The sequence below is a fragment of the Flavobacterium cryophilum genome (assembly GCF_048286555.1).
In the GTDB taxonomy this organism is placed as follows: Bacteria; Bacteroidota; Bacteroidia; order Flavobacteriales; family Flavobacteriaceae; genus Flavobacterium.
This window is the reverse complement of record NZ_JBLVPZ010000001.1, coordinates 187,648-206,167: the sequence shown is the minus strand read 5'-3', so window position 1 is coordinate 206,167 and position 18,520 is coordinate 187,648. Positions and strand designations below refer to the sequence as shown.

17 protein-coding genes and 1 pseudogene are annotated in these 18,520 nt (G+C 35.5%); 11 read left to right on the top strand and 7 right to left on the bottom strand.

The features are described from left to right. Positions 1–6: 6 nt before the first annotated feature. Positions 7–1,008, bottom strand: coding sequence for a S66 peptidase family protein (locus ACNQGJ_RS00975; protein ID WP_417970973.1), 1,002 nt, complete (start codon positions 1,006–1,008; stop codon positions 7–9). 164 nt (positions 1,009–1,172) lie between these two features. Here ACNQGJ_RS00975 and ACNQGJ_RS00970 point away from each other — a divergent pair, with 164 nt between their 5' ends. From ACNQGJ_RS00970 to amaB, 3 genes are all read left to right on the top strand, one after another. Then, positions 1,173–2,282: an endonuclease/exonuclease/phosphatase family protein gene (locus ACNQGJ_RS00970; protein WP_417970974.1), complete on the top strand. Its 1,110-nt coding sequence runs from the start codon at positions 1,173–1,175 to the stop codon at positions 2,280–2,282. A 39-nt stretch (positions 2,283–2,321) separates the two neighbouring features. Further along, positions 2,322–2,861, top strand: coding sequence for a 3-hydroxyanthranilate 3,4-dioxygenase (locus tag ACNQGJ_RS00965; RefSeq protein ID WP_417970976.1), 540 nt, complete (start codon positions 2,322–2,324; stop codon positions 2,859–2,861). A 334-nt stretch (positions 2,862–3,195) separates the two neighbouring features. Next, a complete protein-coding gene (gene amaB / locus ACNQGJ_RS00960) occupies positions 3,196–4,743 on the top strand; it encodes an L-piperidine-6-carboxylate dehydrogenase (RefSeq protein WP_417970978.1) in 1,548 nt (515 codons plus the stop codon). 94 nt (positions 4,744–4,837) lie between these two features. Here the strand turns inward: amaB and ACNQGJ_RS00955 are convergent, their stop codons facing one another. The 3 genes and pseudogenes from ACNQGJ_RS00955 to ACNQGJ_RS00945 form a co-directional block, all read right to left on the bottom strand. Beyond that, complete coding sequence (locus ACNQGJ_RS00955; protein WP_417970980.1) at positions 4,838–5,335, bottom strand: DUF6646 family protein; 498 nt, start codon at positions 5,333–5,335, stop codon at positions 4,838–4,840. 43 nt (positions 5,336–5,378) lie between these two features. After that, positions 5,379–6,104, bottom strand: coding sequence for a metallophosphoesterase family protein (locus tag ACNQGJ_RS00950; protein WP_417970982.1), 726 nt, complete (start codon positions 6,102–6,104; stop codon positions 5,379–5,381). 662 nt (positions 6,105–6,766) lie between these two features. Then, positions 6,767–6,970, bottom strand: a pseudogene (locus ACNQGJ_RS00945) (DUF5929 domain-containing protein); the annotation flags it as partial. A 323-nt stretch (positions 6,971–7,293) separates the two neighbouring features. Between ACNQGJ_RS00945 and ACNQGJ_RS00940 the strand changes: the two are divergent. The 3 genes from ACNQGJ_RS00940 (at position 7,294) to ACNQGJ_RS00930 (ending at position 9,292) form a co-directional block, all read left to right on the top strand. Beyond that, positions 7,294–7,755 carry a hypothetical protein gene (locus tag ACNQGJ_RS00940; protein ID WP_417970984.1) on the top strand — a complete coding sequence of 154 codons (462 nt, stop codon included), beginning with the start codon at positions 7,294–7,296 and terminating at the stop codon, positions 7,753–7,755. 108 nt (positions 7,756–7,863) lie between these two features. Next, positions 7,864–8,607 (top strand): hypothetical protein, encoded by a 744-nt coding sequence (locus tag ACNQGJ_RS00935; RefSeq protein WP_417970986.1) that lies wholly within the window; start codon positions 7,864–7,866, stop codon positions 8,605–8,607. Positions 8,608–8,773: 166 nt separating this feature from the next. Then, a complete protein-coding gene (locus ACNQGJ_RS00930) occupies positions 8,774–9,292 on the top strand; it encodes a T9SS type A sorting domain-containing protein (protein ID WP_417970988.1) in 519 nt (172 codons plus the stop codon). Positions 9,293–9,395: 103 nt separating this feature from the next. Here ACNQGJ_RS00930 and ACNQGJ_RS00925 read toward each other — a convergent pair whose 3' ends face one another. From ACNQGJ_RS00925 to ACNQGJ_RS00915, 3 genes are all read right to left on the bottom strand, one after another. Continuing rightward, on the bottom strand, positions 9,396–10,535 hold the full coding sequence (locus ACNQGJ_RS00925; RefSeq protein ID WP_417970990.1) for an ATP-binding protein: 1,140 nt from the start codon (positions 10,533–10,535) through the stop codon (positions 9,396–9,398). Positions 10,536–10,790: 255 nt separating this feature from the next. Beyond that, on the bottom strand, positions 10,791–11,543 hold the full coding sequence (locus ACNQGJ_RS00920) for an SDR family NAD(P)-dependent oxidoreductase (RefSeq protein WP_417970992.1): 753 nt from the start codon (positions 11,541–11,543) through the stop codon (positions 10,791–10,793). Positions 11,544–11,590: 47 nt separating this feature from the next. After that, positions 11,591–12,463 carry an aldo/keto reductase gene (locus ACNQGJ_RS00915; protein WP_417970994.1) on the bottom strand — a complete coding sequence of 291 codons (873 nt, stop codon included), beginning with the start codon at positions 12,461–12,463 and terminating at the stop codon, positions 11,591–11,593. A gap of 212 nt (positions 12,464–12,675) precedes the next feature. On the opposite strand from ACNQGJ_RS00915, the gene ACNQGJ_RS00910 reads away from it, so the two are divergent. The 5 genes from ACNQGJ_RS00910 to ACNQGJ_RS00890 all read left to right on the top strand — a co-directional run bounded on the left by ACNQGJ_RS00910 (position 12,676) and on the right by ACNQGJ_RS00890 (position 18,479). After that, the gene (locus ACNQGJ_RS00910; RefSeq protein ID WP_417970996.1) at positions 12,676–13,680 is read left to right on the top strand and encodes an AAA family ATPase; all 1,005 of its coding nucleotides are present in this window, start codon (positions 12,676–12,678) and stop codon (positions 13,678–13,680) included. An 84-nt stretch (positions 13,681–13,764) separates the two neighbouring features. After that, a complete protein-coding gene (locus tag ACNQGJ_RS00905) occupies positions 13,765–14,628 on the top strand; it encodes a DUF58 domain-containing protein (protein WP_417970998.1) in 864 nt (287 codons plus the stop codon). Between the two features lie 114 nt (positions 14,629–14,742). Then, entirely contained in the window at positions 14,743–16,374 is a 1,632-nt protein-coding gene (locus tag ACNQGJ_RS00900; protein ID WP_417971000.1) for a hypothetical protein, read from the top strand. Further along, the gene (locus ACNQGJ_RS00895) at positions 16,374–17,375 is read left to right on the top strand and encodes a vWA domain-containing protein (RefSeq protein WP_417971002.1); all 1,002 of its coding nucleotides are present in this window, start codon (positions 16,374–16,376) and stop codon (positions 17,373–17,375) included. The genes ACNQGJ_RS00900 and ACNQGJ_RS00895 overlap by 1 nt, the downstream gene beginning before the upstream one ends. 66 nt (positions 17,376–17,441) lie before the next feature. After that, positions 17,442–18,479, top strand: a complete 1,038-nt coding sequence (locus ACNQGJ_RS00890; RefSeq protein ID WP_417971004.1) for a VWA domain-containing protein — start codon at positions 17,442–17,444, stop codon at positions 18,477–18,479. The last annotated feature ends 41 nt before the right edge of the window (positions 18,480–18,520 follow it).

Below are 18,520 nucleotides of genomic sequence, written 5' to 3'. Positions count from 1 at the left end.
TTGCCTTTATTCAAAAACCAGCGTACTGAATTTTTCATTGACATCAAGAGTTACATTGTTTCCTAAAATTAAGGCTCTATTGTCTTGAATATGACCGGCAGGAAAATTATATAAGATTGGAATATTGTATTTTTTTGTGATATCCTCAATAATTTCAATTGCATTTTTGCCCCAAGGAATATCATTGTCTTTCATTTTTGTCATGGAACCCACAACAATTCCTCTAATGCTTTCCAGACAACCATTCCGTTTTAAATTCATCATCATTCGGTCAATATGATACAGATATTCATCTAAGTCTTCCAGGAATAAGATTTTATCAGTGCAATCAATCGCTGATGGAGAACCGAACAAACTGTAAAGAATCGATAAATTACCGCCCACTAATTCTCCAGTAGCTTTTCCGGGTCTATTCATCAAGAAAGAATCAATTTGGTACGACAATTTTTCGCCAAATAAAGCAATTCGTAGTGTTTCTTTGGCTTGCGGCGTTGCTCTGGGAGCGGTGATGGGCATGATACCGTGGATGGTTTTAAAACCCATAGTATTCAAGTGGTTGTGTAAAACGGTGACATCACTGAAGCCAACAATCCATTTTGGTTTTTTTTTGAACCTTGTAAAATGTAATAAATCAATTATACGCACGGTTCCATATCCGCCTTTCACGCACCATATCGCTTTGATATTTGGGTTGTCCAGTTGCTGCTGAAAATCGGCTGCACGCTGTTCGTCAGTCCCGGCTAATTGATTGTAGTCTAAGCCAATCGTACTGCCAATGACAACTTCCAGTCCCCAACTCTGCAACAAATCGATGGCGGGTTTCAAGTTGTTATCAGTATTTTTTCTGGCTGTTGCCAAAATAGCTATTGTATCTCCTTTTTGTAATTGTGGTGGTGTGATCATTTGTGATTGGGCTTGGCTATTGAAAGATTGTAAAACAAAAATAAGGAAAAGAAATTTATATAAAACAGGAAGGCGAGGCGTAAAAGTAAATCGGTTTGTATTCATGTTTTAGGATTTTTCTAAAATAATTGGAATCATAGCGTCTGTAAAAGACAAAAAACAAAGATAGACTATTTGAAAATAATTTTAAGTTGAGGGTCAAATGACTATTTTTACAACAACAAGATTCAAAAACGAGTCAGATAAACCGCTGGAAATAAATGAAACTTATGAGAATTACGCGCTGGATTCCTGTTCTTTTTTTATTTTTTCCAATTGCAAGATCGACTGCGCAACAAAAAAAATATGTCATTCATACCGTTGCATTTTATAATTTCGAAAATCTTTTTGATACCATAAACGACCCGGCCACTTTTGATGAAGAATGGACGCCAAAAGGGTTGCAACGTTGGACATTCGATAAGTACGAAAAAAAACTGGTGAACTTAGCCCGCGTCTTATCTGAAATCGGGTCTGCTGAAAACGCCGATGCACCTACATTTATAGGAGGTTGTGAGATAGAAAACAGAGGTGTTTTGGAAGATTTAGTCAAGCAACCCAAATTAATCGAAAAAAACTACGGAATCGTCCATTTTGATTCGCCAGACAAAAGAGGAATCGATGTGGCGCTGTTGTATCAGAAAAATAAATTTCAGCCTACAAGTTATGCAAACGTTCCCTTATATATTTATAAAGAAGGAGGAATGAAGACTGAAAGTTCCAAAGCCACTTTCGAGGAAAAAACAGATGATGAACTGCAAATAAGCACTAAAAATTATCGGGTTTACACGCGAGATCAATTATTGGTAACGGGATTTCTAGATGGCGAGGAAATCAATATCATTGTCAATCACTGGCCATCCCGCTCTGGTGGTGAGAAAAAATCCAGTCCTTTCCGGGAAGCCGCCGGAGCATTAAACCGGAAAATAATTGATTCTTTGCAACGGATAAATCCAAATGCAAAAGTGATTATTTTGGGTGATCTCAATGATGGACCGTATAATAAAAGTGTCAAATTAGGACTTGGTGCCAAAGCAAAAAAGACGGAGGTACTTCCGTTTGGAATTTATAATCCGTTCGAAGAACTAGCCAAAAAAGGATTTGGAACCATCGCATTTCGGGATGCCTGGGATGTTTTTGACCAAATAATGGTTTCAGCAAACTTATTAAAACCTGATTATTCAAGTTTTAGATATTGGAAAGCCGGAATTTATAACAAGTCATTTTTGATACAAAGCAGCGGACAATATAAAGGATATCCCCTGCGCCATTCCACCACCGAAATAGGATTTAGCGACCACTTCCCCGTCTATGTTTATTTGATCAAGGAGAAAAAATAACGATTTATTATTTCATAACTTTACATTAAAATCAAAATTATGGCAGTAGCAAAACCTTTCAACCTCAACAAATGGATTCAAGAAAACCGTCATCTTCTTAAACCGCCTGTTGGCAATAGAAATTTGTACAGAGAATCTGGTGATTATATTGTTATGATTGTGGCGGGACCAAACGCCCGAAAAGATTATCATTACAACGAAACCGAAGAATTGTTTTACCAGCTAGAAGGCTCCATTAAAGTAATCATTCAAGAAGATGGTGAGCGTAAAGAAATGGAATTGCATGCCGGTGACATGTACCTTCATCCCGCTAAAATCCCGCATTCTCCAGTGCGTTCCGAAGGTTCAATAGGCCTTGTCATTGAGCGAAAAAGAGTTGGAAAAGGATATACCGATGGGTTAATGTGGTTTTGCGATAATTGCAATCATAAGTTGCATGATGTTTATTTTGAACTGCATAATATCGAGAACGATTTTCTGCCTCATTTTGAATATTTCTTTAATTCAGAAAAGTTGAGAACCTGCGAGAAATGTGGAACCAAAATGGAAACGGATCCACGATTTGTTGCCAAAAAATAATTTTAGGAGCTTTTTACTTCATCAGGGCGCTTCGCTTGTGTTCCATATCCGTTTCGTCTTTTAGCCTTTAATAAATCCACGAAAAGATGCCACTGCAAGAGAAATTTATGGATCGCCGGTTAAAATAAAATTAAAGGAAAGTAATTGCCACATGCTATAATCTCATAACAAGATTTATTATTAATGAGTTTTTTCCTGGCGCAAACGGAGCAATCTTATCGAAGATATTTTTCTATGCGAACAGTATAATAAATAAAAGTAGCAATGTTTAGAATTTCACGTTAAATCAATATATTTGTAAAAAAATATAACAATTTTTAATAAAAAAGTTACAATGATAACAATAGCAGATAAATTCGGAATCAAAGAAGCCCTTAAGCAATTAGGGATTGACGAAATAAATGAAGGAACATCAACCGGAGCAACTAATTTTGCAAACGGTAAAATCATCGAAAGTTATTCACCTGCAGACGGAACTTTAATTGGAAAAGTAAAAACGTCTTCTAAAGAAGATTATGAAAAAGCAATGCAAAAAGCTTCGGAAGCTTTCCTGGAATGGCGTATGGTTCCAGCTCCAAAAAGAGGGGATATCGTTCGTCAGATGGGCGATGAATTACGAAAATTCAAAGAACCGCTTGGAAAACTAGTTTCGTATGAAATGGGAAAAAGCCTTCAAGAAGGATATGGCGAAGTACAGGAAATGATTGACATCTGTGATTTTGCGGTGGGATTATCCCGTCAATTGTACGGATTAACAATGCACTCTGAAAGACCTTTGCACAGAATGTATGAGCAATACCATCCAATAGGAACCGTTGGAATCATTTCAGCATTTAATTTTCCGGTAGCAGTTTGGAGCTGGAATGCGATGATTGCCTGGGTTTGTGGTGATGTTGCCATTTGGAAACCAAGTTCAAAAGTACCGTTGTGTGGAATTGCTTGTCAGAATATTATCAAAACTGTTTTAAAAAGAAATAATGTTCCTGAAGGCGTTAGTTGTTTAGTAACAGGAAATGAATCTGGAGATTTAATCAATAACGACAAAAGAATTTCGTTGGTGTCGTTTACGGGATCAACAAGAATTGGGCGTCACGTATCAAAAACTGTAGCAGAACGTTTCGGAAGTACCATCCTTGAATTAGGAGGAAACAATGCGATTATCGTTTCGGAACATGCGGATATTAGTATGGTATTGGTTGGAGCCGTTTTTGGCGCAGTAGGGACAGCAGGGCAACGTTGTACATCAACCAGACGTTTAATTATTCACGAAAGTGTGTATGATAAAACCATCAGTGTACTGAAAAATGCCTATGGTCAGCTGCAAATTGGAAATCCACTGGATGAGAATAATCACGTTGGTCCACTAATCGATAAAGGCGCTGTTCAGGAGTATTTGACTGCAATTGAAAGCGCCAAAAAAGAAGGTGGAAAAATAATTGTTCAAGGCGGATTAGTCGAAGGTGAAGGATATGAAAGCGGTTGTTATGTACGGCCTTGCATCATTGAAGCGGAGAACCATTTTGATATCGTTCAAACAGAAACGTTTGCGCCTATATTATACGTAATGAAATACAGCACAATTGAAGAGGCGATTGCATTGCAAAACGGAGTTCCACAAGGACTTTCTTCTTCTATTTTTACAAACAGCATGCGAGAAATGGAATTGTTCCTTTCTCAATCGGGTTCTGATTGTGGAATTGCCAATGTGAATATTGGGACTTCGGGAGCAGAAATTGGTGGTGCTTTTGGCGGTGAAAAAGAAACTGGTGGCGGACGTGAATCCGGTTCCGATGCCTGGAAAGCCTACATGAGAAGACAAACTAACACCATTAACTACGGAACTCAATTACCATTAGCACAAGGAATCAAATTTGATTTGTAGGACCAAAATATATTAAATAAAAAAAGGCAATTTGAAATATTCAAATTGCCTTTTTTTATTAAAAATTGCTTCGTAAACGTTGCGGGTAATCGTTCTACAAATTGAAAGAAGCACCAATGTTAAACGTGAATTGGTTATTTAATTTATCGAAACCTATTGGATTTGTTTTGTAACTGGCAATTGGAATTCCTGCTTCGGTGAAAATACCAAAACCTTCCGTAAAGAAATAACGGAAACCTAAATGTGCACCAAAATTTCTCAGACCTAAATCCAATCCCGGGTAAAGATCCATCTTTGGATCTAATTCAAAAACATTTCCCAAATTTGCATTGAATCTTCCTTTAATATCTACTCTGTCTCCAAAATCAGGTTTATTTCCTAAATCATCATTAGAAACGGATAACAAATAAGAAGTGACAAATCCGAATGACATGTTTTCTCCAACTCCAAAATCAGAAGAAACACGAATTCCAGATCCTCCGTTTTGAAAGTTACCTCCAACATCAAATTTAACATCTCCTTTTCCTTTGAACGCTTGTGCATTGATTAAGCCAACTGTCAATAGCAATACCAATGTGGTAATCTTTTTCATACTCTTAATTTTTAAAGTGGGTGCAAAAGTAGGTCAATAAAATCTAATTTCTTCCTTTCTCGTCAAAATACAATTGGTCTAAAGGTTCGCTTTGCCAGAATTCCTTACTGTCAACATCCAGAATAGTCAATGGTCCTTTAAAAGCTGCTCCGGTATCTATATTCCAAACATTTGCTTTTTGTATTGGGATTGTTTCCCCAATTCGGGTTACGGGAGTATGACCTATATAAATTTCGGTATATAAAGTAAAGCGTTTTGGGTAGAAAACGTCATCATTTTTCATAGTCTTGTCCAATGCCAAAGCCGTTTCCCATAATGTTCTGTCCCAATAGAAAAGCCCGGGAAAATATTCAAAATCGACACCATTCATATTGGTAAAACCAGCATGAACAAACAGACGACGTTGCTCGTCCAAATAAAAATTTTCTAATGATTTTAAGAATTCAATATGCTTTTGCTTTGTCTTTACGCTGACGGACTCATAGGCCACAACAGTTGCTTCTCCACCATGTTTATACCATTGCAGATTGTCTTTACTTTTATCTAGCCATTCCAGCAATAAATCATCGTGATTCCCGCGGATGCAAATACAGTTTTGTTTGGTTTTTAAATCAATTATAAAATCAAGTACCTGAGGGGATTGACTCCAGCCATCAACATAATCTCCCAGAAATACCAGGGTATCGCTTTTAGTAACTTTGGCTCTGTCCATAATTTGGTGTAGTGCTCGCAAACCACCGTGGATGTCGCCTATAACAAGTGTTCTCATGTACTGGTTGTTCTTTTATTAGTATGAAAATAACGGGACGTAAATGCTATTTTACAAGTCATAAAATTAAGGAAAAGAGTGATGAAGTAATACTTTTTAACTTATTTTTTTAACTAAATTAAAAGGAGTTGTATTTTGAAGGGTATAATTTTTTTAAAAATTGGAGCTGGAAATTCTTCGAAATCGTATTTTAATTGGAAGCCAAAATATCACTGTTTTAGGTGATTGTTTTATTGGTTTTTTCAGATTAATTTTACAAAAACAAAATTATTTTACAAATGGATGCACTCCTCGCATTATCGCTGCTATTAGCTAAACTAATCTGTCAAGTTTTAAAAGAAATGTTGGCTTTTATTTAAAATTTATGAAAACTAAAATATTTTTATTGCTGCTGAATTTTAATTTTGCTTCGTAGTCTGATAATAATTAATTCGAATCCAGAAAAAATTAAATTCGTAAAAATTCGTTTGATAGCTTTAATCTTTTGGTTTTTATAAAAGATGGAAAGTCAGTTAAAATTTCGCAGTTGTCAAGATACTATGGAGATTTTAATGAGTATATAATATTGATTCCCAAAGCAAAAGCAATTTTTGTTAAAGATCAAAAAAGGGTATTCCAATTGTCAAAATAAAGGCATGAGAAAACAATTTTTTCAACAAAAATCATTGCACATCATATTTCATCTTTCTTAAAATCCGCAATGCTTCTTTAAACGATAAATACACGTGGTTGAAAGGTTTTAAAAGCACTTTTGTATCAATCAGTTTTTGTTTGGCTTCTTCAAAACCGTTGAGGTAACAGATCATGAAGGTGGAAGGCAGGTTTTCTAAATCTTTGTGCTCTCTTTCAGTTAACGATAGTCCTTTTGAATTTAAATCCAGAAGATATACTCAATAATTTTAAAAGGTATTAAAAAGAAAGAAAAAGAACATATATTTATTCATTTTATTCGGAAAAGTTGTACGTATTTATTGAAATTTAGTAGCTGCAAAAAGCTATTGGAAATAGCCAGAATATAAAGGTATGGAAAGAAATCTATTGCAGGTCAATAGTCCACCAAAAAAACCAGAATAACGGACCTTTAACAATTATAAATTTAAAACCAATTATAAAACCAATTAAATTACTTTTTATCGCTACACTTTTTTTCACTGCAGCAGCCAATGCTCAAATTATCAAAGGCAACTGGATGGTAGGAGGAGATGCAAGTTTCTTTAATTCCAATGTAAAAGATGAAAACGGACAAACATTAGGCAGTAGTAATGGAATCAGGATATATCCTAATATAGGGTACTTTTTCCTTACTAAATTTGTCGCAGGAATTAATGGGAATTTTAATTATGGTAAGCCATCTGGAGGCTCTTCAAATACTGGTTTTGGTGGAGGTCCTTTTGTTAGGTATTATTTTTTAAAACATGAGCAAAGAGTTAATGTTTTAGTAGAGGCAAACTACAATTATTTCATTTCAAAAACACAAGGATTTGATTCAGCCAATGGCAGTAGTTATAGGTTCAAGGCTGGTCCTGTAATTTATTTCAATAGTAGTGTTGGTTTAGAATTAACATTAAATTACGGCTCAAGCAAATTCAACCGCAATACTTCAAATGATTTTAATATAGCTTTTGGATTTCAAATACATTTAGAAAAATAACTTTTAAAATAATCATTATGAAACGTAATATCAAGCTTTTTCCTATTTTTTACAATATTTTGTGTTTGTAAATCTTTTGCGAAAGTTTCAACAACAATAACAGATATTTTGGTTAACAATCAGACCACCGTTAATAATTGTGGATTAATTGATTTTGGTTCAGTTTCCAATAATAATTTAACGGTTCATTTTAAATTGACAAAGCCTTCTTCTCAAGCTATTGGAAATTGTAATTTAAAAATTTTGCTCAAATATTCTACTTCTACTTCTACTTCTGGTTCTCAAAGAGCGAATGTTATTATTCAATCGGGAAGTTGGGCAAATAATAATACTGAATTTATTGGAACAATCACCTGTAATATTTCGGAAAGTGAAATCCAGGTTTCAGGCAGTAGTATTTTAATTGAATGTACAACTGATAGCAGTGTGAAAACTAGCAGTTGTGAATATCCATTAAAGAAAACCCCAACGCCAACATTTACAATTTCACCAGCAAGTGTAAGTATTCCATGTAGTTCAACAGCTCCTGTAACATTTACTGTGAATAATGTATATAATTCTCCGGGTACTTTGTCTTATTATTGGAGTGTTTCTGGATGGAAAAAGGATGGTGTTGCTGTTAATACGTTCATTACGACAACCAATACTGTTAATTTAGTCCCAAATTCATTCTCACCTTCAAATATTTATGTTTGGCCTGTTTTGAATGGTGTTACACAAGCGCAAAAAATGATTACAGTTAGTTTAGCTCCTTTTACAAACTCGTTATCAATAACAGGAAATAACGCGATTTGCCCATCTACTTCGGCTGTTTATAGCGTATCTGATTTTGGTAATGGCCTCTGCTATTAGTTGGAGTACATCAAATGCTTCAATTGCGACGGTTACCCCTGTTTCCGGCAGTCAAGTAACTGTAAATCCAGTTGCTACGCAAGGGACATTTAATTTAATTGCTGCAATAACGAATGCTTGTTGACAGCAAAAAACACTTACCAAAACGCTGACTATTGGTAAACCGATGTTTCAAATAAATTATGTGCCACGTGATTTGTTTATAGATTTATCATTATCACCGGATTATGGTAGTGCTGCTCTAGATGAACAAGGGGTGGATATTAATGCAATTTCGTGGAATAAAATAGCCCAGGAAGGAGGCGATGTTTATTTTAGCGGTGATGGTTTTTACGGAACAGTATTGTTTCCCAATAATAATTCGAGTATAACTATAAATGTATCTCTAACAAATAGTTGTGGCACTACAAGTTATCCCGTAGTTTTGATGTCAGGATATGCGGATAGTCGTATAGGTTATTCTCAGCCCTCAATAAGTAAAATAAGCAATGATTTATACGAGATAATAAATGTTCCGGAGGATACAAATAAGGTTAAAGTTTCAGTTTACGATATTTACGGAAGTATGGTATTCAAGACAAATACAACTAACCAAATTAATTTATCTAATTTGAAAGCTGGGATTTATGTTATTAAAGCGCAGGTAAAAGACAAAATGATGACGCTTAAAATCATTAAAAATTAGAGAATAAAATAGTTTTAAAAGCGGTTTTTGCTCAATCCTAAAACCGCTTTTTTTTGCTTTGAATTCTTAATTAGCTTTGAAAAAAGATTTTTGTAAAGGTTACCTACTGCACATCATATTTCATTTTCCTCAAAATTCGCAACGCTTCTTTGAACGATAAATACACGTGGTTGAAAGGTTTCAAAAGCTCTTTTGCATCAATCAGTTTTTGTTTGGCTTCTTCAAAACCGTTGAGGTAACAGATCATGAAGGTGGAAGGCAGGTTTTCTAAATCTTTGTGCTCTCTTTCAGTTAACGATAGTCCTTTTTGGAGTTTTTTTAACAAAGCAATATTGGCATTGTAAATATGGAATAACATTTTTTTGTTGAATTCTGGCGGTTGAAAAAGTATCTCTCGTTCTATTTTGTAGTAGCCATTATCATGAAAATGAATGGTCTGTTTTTCTAAAGGATAATAGCTTGTTTTGTCGTTCAAACCCAAAGGAACGTATTCAATAATCGTAAAAGTATCTTCGTCGAAAATAATTTCAACGACATCCTGAGCCGAATAAAATAGTTTGATTTGCTCATTTATTAATTCAATATCTACGCGGGACAAATAGGTTTTGTCGCGGGATTTCTTGGCAATTCCTGCCCAGCAAATCACAAATAATTCCTTGAATACTTTGTACTTTGGCGCCATATCCTTGTGGCGAAAATTCATGAAATCAATTACGCCATCGAGTGTGTATTCGATACTGTTTCTGGAGTTGTTTTCAATGCCAATAACGGTTTCAGTATTTTGATAATTCTTTTCGATTTCGCCCTCAACTGGCATCGTATTACTTCCTCGTCGCATAAAAACGCTGTTGGCAGGGATGGTATGAATTCCTTTTTTGAAATGCGAGGTTTTGTTTTTGGGCTTGACCGTTACCAGTCCAATAACTTTGTCTTTTGGCAAATTTGGAAAAGGCACATTTTCGTATTGAATTTTGGGAGGATTCTCGAGATAGGCATTCACTAAGTTTTGAATCCTGCTGTCGTCAAAGAAATCATCACCCACGATTGTGTTATCCTGATCTTCAACACCCACAACGATATAGGAATTATTGGTAGGATTTGAATTGGACAGCGCACAAATGTGTTTGAGGAACTTGGCTTTTCCTTCTCGTGTATGCAAATTCAACTGACGCTTTTTATCATAAAAACTGCTCTCATCATTGTGAGCGAGCAGATTTTTAATAAGAATGCGTTTGTTGATCATTGCTATTTATTTTTTATTTCTATTTTTTATTGTTATTAAGGCACGTTTGTTAATCATATTTTGACCCTTTTCGATCAGAACTTTTGAAAATAAACTACCGCTAATTCGCAGATTTTTCAATTAATTTTATAATCTGCGAATTAGCGGTTAAATTTTTTGTACCCGTTAAGATTATCGTTTATTCCCATTTCTTCGAAAGAATTGTAATTCGCCATATTCGAAGGTTTTATAAATAATAATAGAAATAAAAAATAATTAATCTCTTTTTAAAATAGTAGCAGCAGCTTGTGCCGTTGGTAACACCATTAAATCAGCGATATTAACATGATAAGGTCTAGAAACAACAAAGTGAATAATGTCAGCAATGTCCTCTGGAAGCAATGGCTGAAAACCTTTATACACATTGTCAGCTCTTTCGGTATCGCCTTTAAAACGTACCTCGCTGAACTCCGTTTCCACCATTCCAGGATGAATGGCACCCACTCGAATTCCGTAAGGATTTAAGTCCATGCGCATGGCTTTGTTCAACGCGTCAACAGCGTGTTTTGTGGCACAATAGACGTTTCCGTTTGGATATACTTCTTTCCCTGCGATGGAACCAATGTTGATGATGTGACCCGATTTGCGTTCGATCATTTGCGGCATTATAGCTTTCGAAACATATAAAAGCCCTTTTACATTAATATCGATCATCGCATCCCAATCGTCTAAATCTCCGTTTTGTATGGAGTCTAAACCATGTGCATTTCCAGCATTATTAATCAAAATATCAATTTTAGAAAAGGCTTCCGGCAAGGAATTGATGCTTTCAAAAACCGCTTTTTTATCCCGAACATCAAAAGATAAACTGTGAATTTCGGTAAATTCCGAAAGTTCTTTTTCAAGCGCTATTAATCGATCCTCGCGGCGTCCGCAAAGAATAATTTTATAATTATTTTTAGCTAATATTTGGGCTGTTGCTTTACCAATGCCACTGGTGGCTCCGGTTACTAAGGCTGTCTTTGTCATGAGTTTTTTCTGTTTTAAAGTCTAAATTTTTGAACGGAACACTAATTTTAGGCTACGTCATTTCCCATGCTAGCGGACCAAATCGCAAACCAATCTTCTTTGTCTAATTCTAATTCGACAGCTTTCATTAGGGATTGAATTCGGGCCACATTTACCGTTCCCGCAATAGGAATCACTTTTGCAGGATGTTTTAAAATCCAGGAAAGCAATATGGTATCAGAACCAAAATGATATTTTGAAACTAAGGTCGCCAGTAATTGTTTCAAACGTCTGGTTTGTGGAATATCTTGTCTAAAAACGATCCCAAGTGGATTCCAGGACATCGGACGAATGTTATTGGTTTGCATGTAATCAAAACTTCCATTTACCATAGGCTCAAAATTGGTAGCTGAAAACTGCACCTGATTGTACAAAACTGCTGTTTTTTGACGAATCAATTCGGTTTGTGTAGCCGTGAAATTAGAAAGTCCAAAATCAATAATTTTACCATCTGATTTTAGTTTTAAAACGGCTTCGGCAATTTCATCTACCTGCATTAAAGGGCTGGGTCTATGCAATAAAAGCACATCCAGATAATCAGTATGCAGATTTTTTAGTGAATTTTCAACAGACCAAATGATATAATCTTTGGAGTATTCATAATGTTTTATAGTGTTAACTCGGTTTTCGGTCACCATCTGAATGCCACATTTGGATATTAATTGTATTTTTTCTCTGTCAATTTTACTGGAGTCAAAAGCTTTTCCAAAATCAAATTCGGTTGTATAATCACCGTATATATCGGCATGATCAAACGTCGTAATTTTGTTTTCCAAGCACACATTAATCATGTTTTCCATTTCTTTGGTACTGAGATTTTTATCCCAGATTCCCCAATTCATCACACCTGCTACGATAGGTGATAATTTTGTTTTATTCATCGTTTTTGTTTTTTATTGAAATTCATAATTCTTCGATTTCAAAGTATATTTTTCAAAGTTCTTAAAAATATAAAAATTGTATCATAATTCATCCTTAAAATTAAGGCTTTTGTCGAAGTTTTAACCATTTTTTAACATCTTACTTCTAAAAAAAAATTCAATTTGCACCATCAAAACGACGGCATTAAATTCAAGGTTTTAAAATTTATAAAATGGAAGAAAATACAGCGACTTTAGACATTAGAGCAATCAATGAAAAAATTGAAAGAGAGAGTGCTTTTATAGACCTTCTCTCAATGGAAATGAATAAGGTCATCGTAGGTCAAAAGCACATGGTGGAGCGTTTGTTAATTGGACTTTTAGGTCAAGGACATATTTTGTTAGAAGGAGTTCCGGGATTAGCTAAAACCCTAGCAATAAATACCCTTTCACAAGCGATACACGGCTCTTTCAGCAGGATACAATTTACACCGGATTTATTACCAGCTGATGTTGTGGGAACTATGATTTACAACATTAAACAAAATGAATTTTCGATAAAAAAGGGACCAATTTTCGCTAATTTCGTCCTTGCCGATGAGATTAACCGTGCGCCTGCTAAAGTACAATCGGCCTTACTGGAGGCCATGCAGGAAAAACAAGTGACTATTGGTGATACTACTTTCAAGTTAGATCGACCATTCCTGGTTTTGGCTACTCAAAATCCAATCGAACAAGAAGGAACCTACCAATTGCCTGAAGCCCAAGTCGATCGTTTCATGCTAAAAACGGTTATCGATTACCCCAAAATGGAAGACGAGCGTTTAGTGATTCGTCAAAACTTAAAAGGAAGTTACGAAAAAGTAAATGCTGTAGTTTCCGTTGAACAAATTTTACGCGCGCAAGAAGCAGTTCGTGAGGTTTATATGGATGAAAAAATAGAAAAATACATACTTGATATTATTTTTGCCACCAGGTATCCAGAGCAGTACAAATTAGCTGATTTGAAACCATTGATTAGTTTTGGAGCGTCGCCACGTGGAAGTATTAATTTAGCGAATGCCGCAAAATGTTACGCTTTTATCAAACGTCGCGGGTATGTAATTCCGGAAGATGTGCGTGCTGTAGTTCATGATGTGCTGCGTCACAGAATTGGAGTTACCTATGAAGCCGAAGCCGAAAATATTACTTCAGTGGATATCATTAACAAAATCGTAAACGAAGTAGAAGTACCTTAAAAATTAGTTTTCAGTTTTCAGTCCCAGTTTACAGGCTGTGTCTTGTTAACTGCGACTGAAAACTGCGACTGAAAACTAAAAAAAATGGATACAAAAGACCTCTTAAAAAAAGTACGAAAAATAGAAATCAAAACCCGAAGATTGAGCGATCATATCTTCTCGGGAGAGTATCATACGTCTTTTAAAGGACGTGGAATGACGTTTAGCGAAGTGCGTCAATACCAGTACGGAGATGATATTCGTGCGATTGACTGGAATGTAACGGCACGGTACAACGAAGCACACGTAAAAGTTTTTGAGGAAGAACGTGAATTGACGATGATGTTAATGGTGGATATTTCGGGTTCAGAAAGTTTTGGGTCGAAAAATCAGTTCAAGAAGGACATTGTTACGGAGATTGCGGCAACGATGGCTTTTTCGGCGACTCAAAACAATGATAAAATAGGTTTGATTTTGTTTTCGGATGACATCGAATTGTATATTCCTCCTAAAAAAGGGAGATCACACGTGTTGAGAATCATTCGAGAATTGATCGAATTTCAGCCTAAAAGTCGAAAAACAGATATTGCTCAAGCTCTGAAATTTTTATCGGGAACCCAAAAAAAGAAAGCAATTGTATTTGTAATTTCTGATTTTATTTCAGAAGATTATGAACAAACATTGAAAATCGCATCCAAAAAACACGATATAACAGGCATTCGCGTATACGACATTCGAGAAGAAAAAATGCCGGATTTAGGCATGGTTTCGATGCTTGATGCCGAAACTGGAGCAATTGAATTGATAAATACGGGTTCGAAATCAGTGCGAATGAAGTATGAAAAGCAGTACCACGACAAAGTAAATTATTTTAAAGAGACATTTAGCAAATCAGGTTCAGGTGTGGTAAATACTAGAGTTGACGAAAGTTATGTGACAAAACTGCTGAGTTATTTTAAATCGAGATAAATCCCCTCCCAGCCTCCCCAAAGGGGAGGAGTTGAAAGAGGATTATAATTTTCACGACTCGGCTCCCTCTCTTTTGGAGAGGGTTGGGGAGAGGAAAAAATATTTAATATAAAAATGAAAATTAGACTTTACCTACTATTATTGCTGCTTTCCACGGCTGTTTTTGCACAACAAAAGCAAGTAGTCACTAGTATTGACACGATTAAAAATAAAATTGGTGCCGAATTTAAACTATCCATAAAAACCACCGTTGATACTTCGTCTAAAGTAATTTTCCCAAAATTAAAAAATTTAGGCGCTTTAGAGGTGATTCAGTCCTATCCTATTGATACCGTCAAGATCGATGGTCAATATGAATTAATCAAAAAATACGGTTTAACCCAATTTGATTCCGGTAGATATGTTGTTCCAAGTATCAATATTTTTATCAACAGCAAACCGTTTATGACCGATTCGCTTTTGGTTGAAGTAGCGAATGTTCAAGTGGATACATTAAAACAAAAAATGTTCGATATCAAGGACATTGCTCCAGCGGACAACCTGATTGGAGACTGGTGGAAATACCTGTTGATTGTCGCATTGATTCTTGGCATTGGAGCGTTTATTTATTGGTTCATAAAATTACGTCAAGAAAAGAAATTACGTCAAGAAATTTATAAAACCCCTATTGAGAAAGCGACCAGCTTGCTAGACACATTAGAGAAAAAAGAACTTTGGCAAAAGGGAGAAGTCAAAGCCTATTACAGCGAGTTAACGGATATTGCTAGAAATTATATTGAAGAAGCAATAGAAATACCAGCAATGGAGAGCACTACTTCAGAATTGATTCAAGGACTTAGAGCGGCTTCTGTTAAAAAGAAAATGACACTTTCGCAGGAAATCATCGAAAATCTGGAGCGTGTTTTAAAACAAGCCGATTTAGTGAAATTTGCTAAATCAAAACCATTGGATTTCGAAATTACCGAAGACCGAAATAAGATTCAAAAAGCCATCTTGACACTTGACAGTTCAATTCCTGTGGAAATACCAGTCGAGGAAGATGTGTTGTTGAATGAAGCGCAAAGACAAAAACAGATACAAATTCTATTGCGCAAACAAAGGAACAAACGCATTGTCACTGCGGTGGTTTCAGTTATTTTTCTATTGGCAGCGACCACAACTTTTTTCATTGTTACCAAAGGATTTAGTTATGTAAAAGATAATGTTATAGGCCATCCGACCAAAGAATTATTGGAAGGCGAATGGGTAAAAAGCGAGTATGGAAATCCTGGAATTATCATAGAAACACCAAAAGTGCTTAAGAGAGTAGATTTGACTAAAACACTCCCTAAAGATGGAATGGCTTTAATTAAAGAAATGCAATCTTTTGCCTATGGAAGTGTTTTAGATCGTTTTTATCTGATGGTTTCTACGTTAAAATTTAAACAGGAAACACAAATAGATTTGGCTAAATCTATGGATGGAGCTTTACAATCACTCGAAGCTCAAGGAGCTCAAAACATGATTGTAAAACAGGAAGAATTTGAAACTAAAGAAGGTGTTAAAGGAATTAAAGCGTATGGCACTTTTTCGCAAATTAATGGGGACAGCAAGTCAAGTGTAAAAATGTACTATGAAGCAATATTGTTCAGTCAAGAAGGCGGATTGCAGCAGATTTTACTTTTTCACGAAGAAGGGGATACCTATTCAAATGAAATATCAGAACGAGTTTTGAACTCTGTCGAATTAAAACAAGCAAATAAATAATGGAGAAAATAACTTTTTTAAACCCAGAATTTTTTTGGTTGTTTCTGTTGATTCCAGTGGCGATTGTTTGGTTGTTGCGAAAAAAGAACCATCAATCAGCGACCTTAAAAATAAGTTCATTGCAAGGATTTAAAGGTTCTACTTCGTATTTGACAAAGCTAAAGCCGATGTTGAATGTGTTTCGGATTTTAGCATTGTGTTCTTTGATTATAGCCATGGCAAGACCAAGAACGGTTGATGTCAGTAATAAAACAAAAACTACAAAAGGAATTGATATTGTTATGGCAATAGACGTTTCAGGAAGTATGCTAGCCAAAGATTTGAAACCAAATAGAATGGAAGCCCTAAAAAGAGTTGCCGCTGATTTTGTTGACGAACGACCAAACGACAGGATTGGACTTGTAGTGTATGCCTCGGAAGCGTACACAAAAACACCGGTAACCAGCGACAAAGCTGTTATTCTTGATGCAATAGGAAGCATAAAATACGATACGGTTTTACAAGACGGAACAGGAATTGGAATGGGATTAGCCACCGCAGTAAATAGGTTAAAAGATAGTAAGGCGAAGAGCAAAGTGGTGATATTAATGACGGATGGAGTAAATAATGCCGGATTTATTGAGCCCGAAACCGCTTCGGACATTGCAAAACAATACGGAATAAAAGTATATACAATAGGAATAGGAACAAATGGAATGGCAATGTCTCCTTATGCAATTGGTGCAAATGGTCAGTTTTTATTCCAAATGATGAAGGTGGAGATTGATGAGCAATTGATGAAAAGCATTGCTAGAAAGACCGATGGGAAATATTTTAGAGCATCAAGCAACAGCAAATTAGCGGAGATTTACGCCTCCATCAATAAATTAGAGACTACCGAAATCGAAGAATTAAAATTTTATGATTATGATGAAAAATTCAGACCTTTTATATGGTTTGCCGGTTTTTTATTATTGCTGGAATTAGGATTGCGAAATACAGTTTTTAAAAGCTTTATATAATGACAGTCGCAGTTTTCAGTCGCAAACTGAAAACTGCGACTGAAAACTGTGACTAAAAGTAAAAAAATGGAATTAGACGAAAAAAAATATTTATACCTCCTTTTTGTACTGCCTCTTTTGGTGTTGGTTTTTCTAGTCAATTTATATTGGAAAAGAAAGAAACAGCGCGAATTCGGGGATTTAGAGATGGTGAAAAGACTGAGCCCGGAAAGTTCTGTTTTTAAACCAGTTTTAAAATTAGGAGTGTTGCTTTTGGCATTGACCGGATTAATTCTTGGATTGGTAAATCCAAAAATTGGCACTAAAATGGAAACCGTAAAGAGAGAAGGAATCGACATTGTTTTTGCAATAGATGTCTCTAAAAGTATGCTTGCAGAAGATGTGGCGCCAAACCGTCTGGATAAAAGCAAGCAAATCGTTTCGCAAATCATCAACCAGCTTGGAAGCGACAGGATAGGAATTGTCGCGTATGCAGGAAGCGCTTTCCCGGTACTGCCCATTACTACGGATTACAGCGTTGCAAAAATGTTTTTGCAAAGCATGAATACAGATATGGTTTCCTCCGTAGGAACATCATTTAACGACGCAATCAAATTATCGTCAACGTATTTTGATGATAAAAAAACAAGTAAGCTGCTCATTATGATTTCTGATGGGGAAGACCATAATGAAGGTGCAGAAGAAGCCGCAGAAGAGGCAAATAAACTTGGAATAAAAATCATTACAATAGGTGTTGGAACTGAAAAAGGAGGAACTATTCCATTGAAAAAAAATGGAATTGTCGAAGGTTTTAAAAGAGATAACAATAATGAAGTGGTTATAACAAAATTAGTTCCACAAAGCCTGACAGCGATTGCCAAAGCAACCAAAGGCGGTTATGTAAATGGAAATAACACTAAAGAGGTGCTTGAATATATTAAGAACGCATTGAATAACATTCAAAAAACAGAATTTGAAGCGACAGAAATGGCTGATTTTCAATCGCAATTTCAATGGTTTTTAGGTTTTGCTTTTGTTTTCTTATTTCTGGATATTTTCCTTTTGGAAAGAAAAACAAGTTGGGTAAACAAATTGAATTTATTTAACGAGAATAAAAAAGTTTAAAAAGTAACGTATTGCATTGGCTCCATTATTGGAACAAAAAT

What these genes read in the sequence shown, in the direction of transcription:
- ACNQGJ_RS00940 (WP_417970984.1), top strand. Translation starts at nt 7,294, where the DNA reads ATGGTAGGAGGAGATGCAAGTTTCTTTAATTCCAATGTAAAAGATGAA.
- ACNQGJ_RS00920 (WP_417970992.1), bottom strand. Translation starts at nt 11,543, where the DNA reads ATGACAAAGACAGCCTTAGTAACCGGAGCCACCAGTGGCATTGGTAAA.
- ACNQGJ_RS00930 (WP_417970988.1), top strand. Translation starts at nt 8,774, where the DNA reads ATGTTTCAAATAAATTATGTGCCACGTGATTTGTTTATAGATTTATCA.
- ACNQGJ_RS00965 (WP_417970976.1), top strand. Translation starts at nt 2,322, where the DNA reads ATGGCAGTAGCAAAACCTTTCAACCTCAACAAATGGATTCAAGAAAAC.
- ACNQGJ_RS00915 (WP_417970994.1), bottom strand. Translation starts at nt 12,463, where the DNA reads ATGAATAAAACAAAATTATCACCTATCGTAGCAGGTGTGATGAATTGG.
- ACNQGJ_RS00925 (WP_417970990.1), bottom strand. Translation starts at nt 10,535, where the DNA reads ATGATCAACAAACGCATTCTTATTAAAAATCTGCTCGCTCACAATGAT.
- ACNQGJ_RS00910 (WP_417970996.1), top strand. Translation starts at nt 12,676, where the DNA reads ATGGAAGAAAATACAGCGACTTTAGACATTAGAGCAATCAATGAAAAA.
- ACNQGJ_RS00975 (WP_417970973.1), bottom strand. Translation starts at nt 1,008, where the DNA reads ATGAATACAAACCGATTTACTTTTACGCCTCGCCTTCCTGTTTTATAT.
- ACNQGJ_RS00970 (WP_417970974.1), top strand. Translation starts at nt 1,173, where the DNA reads ATGAGAATTACGCGCTGGATTCCTGTTCTTTTTTTATTTTTTCCAATT.
- ACNQGJ_RS00950 (WP_417970982.1), bottom strand. Translation starts at nt 6,104, where the DNA reads ATGAGAACACTTGTTATAGGCGACATCCACGGTGGTTTGCGAGCACTA.
- ACNQGJ_RS00900 (WP_417971000.1), top strand. Translation starts at nt 14,743, where the DNA reads ATGAAAATTAGACTTTACCTACTATTATTGCTGCTTTCCACGGCTGTT.
- ACNQGJ_RS00905 (WP_417970998.1), top strand. Translation starts at nt 13,765, where the DNA reads ATGGATACAAAAGACCTCTTAAAAAAAGTACGAAAAATAGAAATCAAA.
- amaB (WP_417970978.1), top strand. Translation starts at nt 3,196, where the DNA reads ATGATAACAATAGCAGATAAATTCGGAATCAAAGAAGCCCTTAAGCAA.
- ACNQGJ_RS00890 (WP_417971004.1), top strand. Translation starts at nt 17,442, where the DNA reads ATGGAATTAGACGAAAAAAAATATTTATACCTCCTTTTTGTACTGCCT.
- ACNQGJ_RS00955 (WP_417970980.1), bottom strand. Translation starts at nt 5,335, where the DNA reads ATGAAAAAGATTACCACATTGGTATTGCTATTGACAGTTGGCTTAATC.
- ACNQGJ_RS00895 (WP_417971002.1), top strand. Translation starts at nt 16,374, where the DNA reads ATGGAGAAAATAACTTTTTTAAACCCAGAATTTTTTTGGTTGTTTCTG.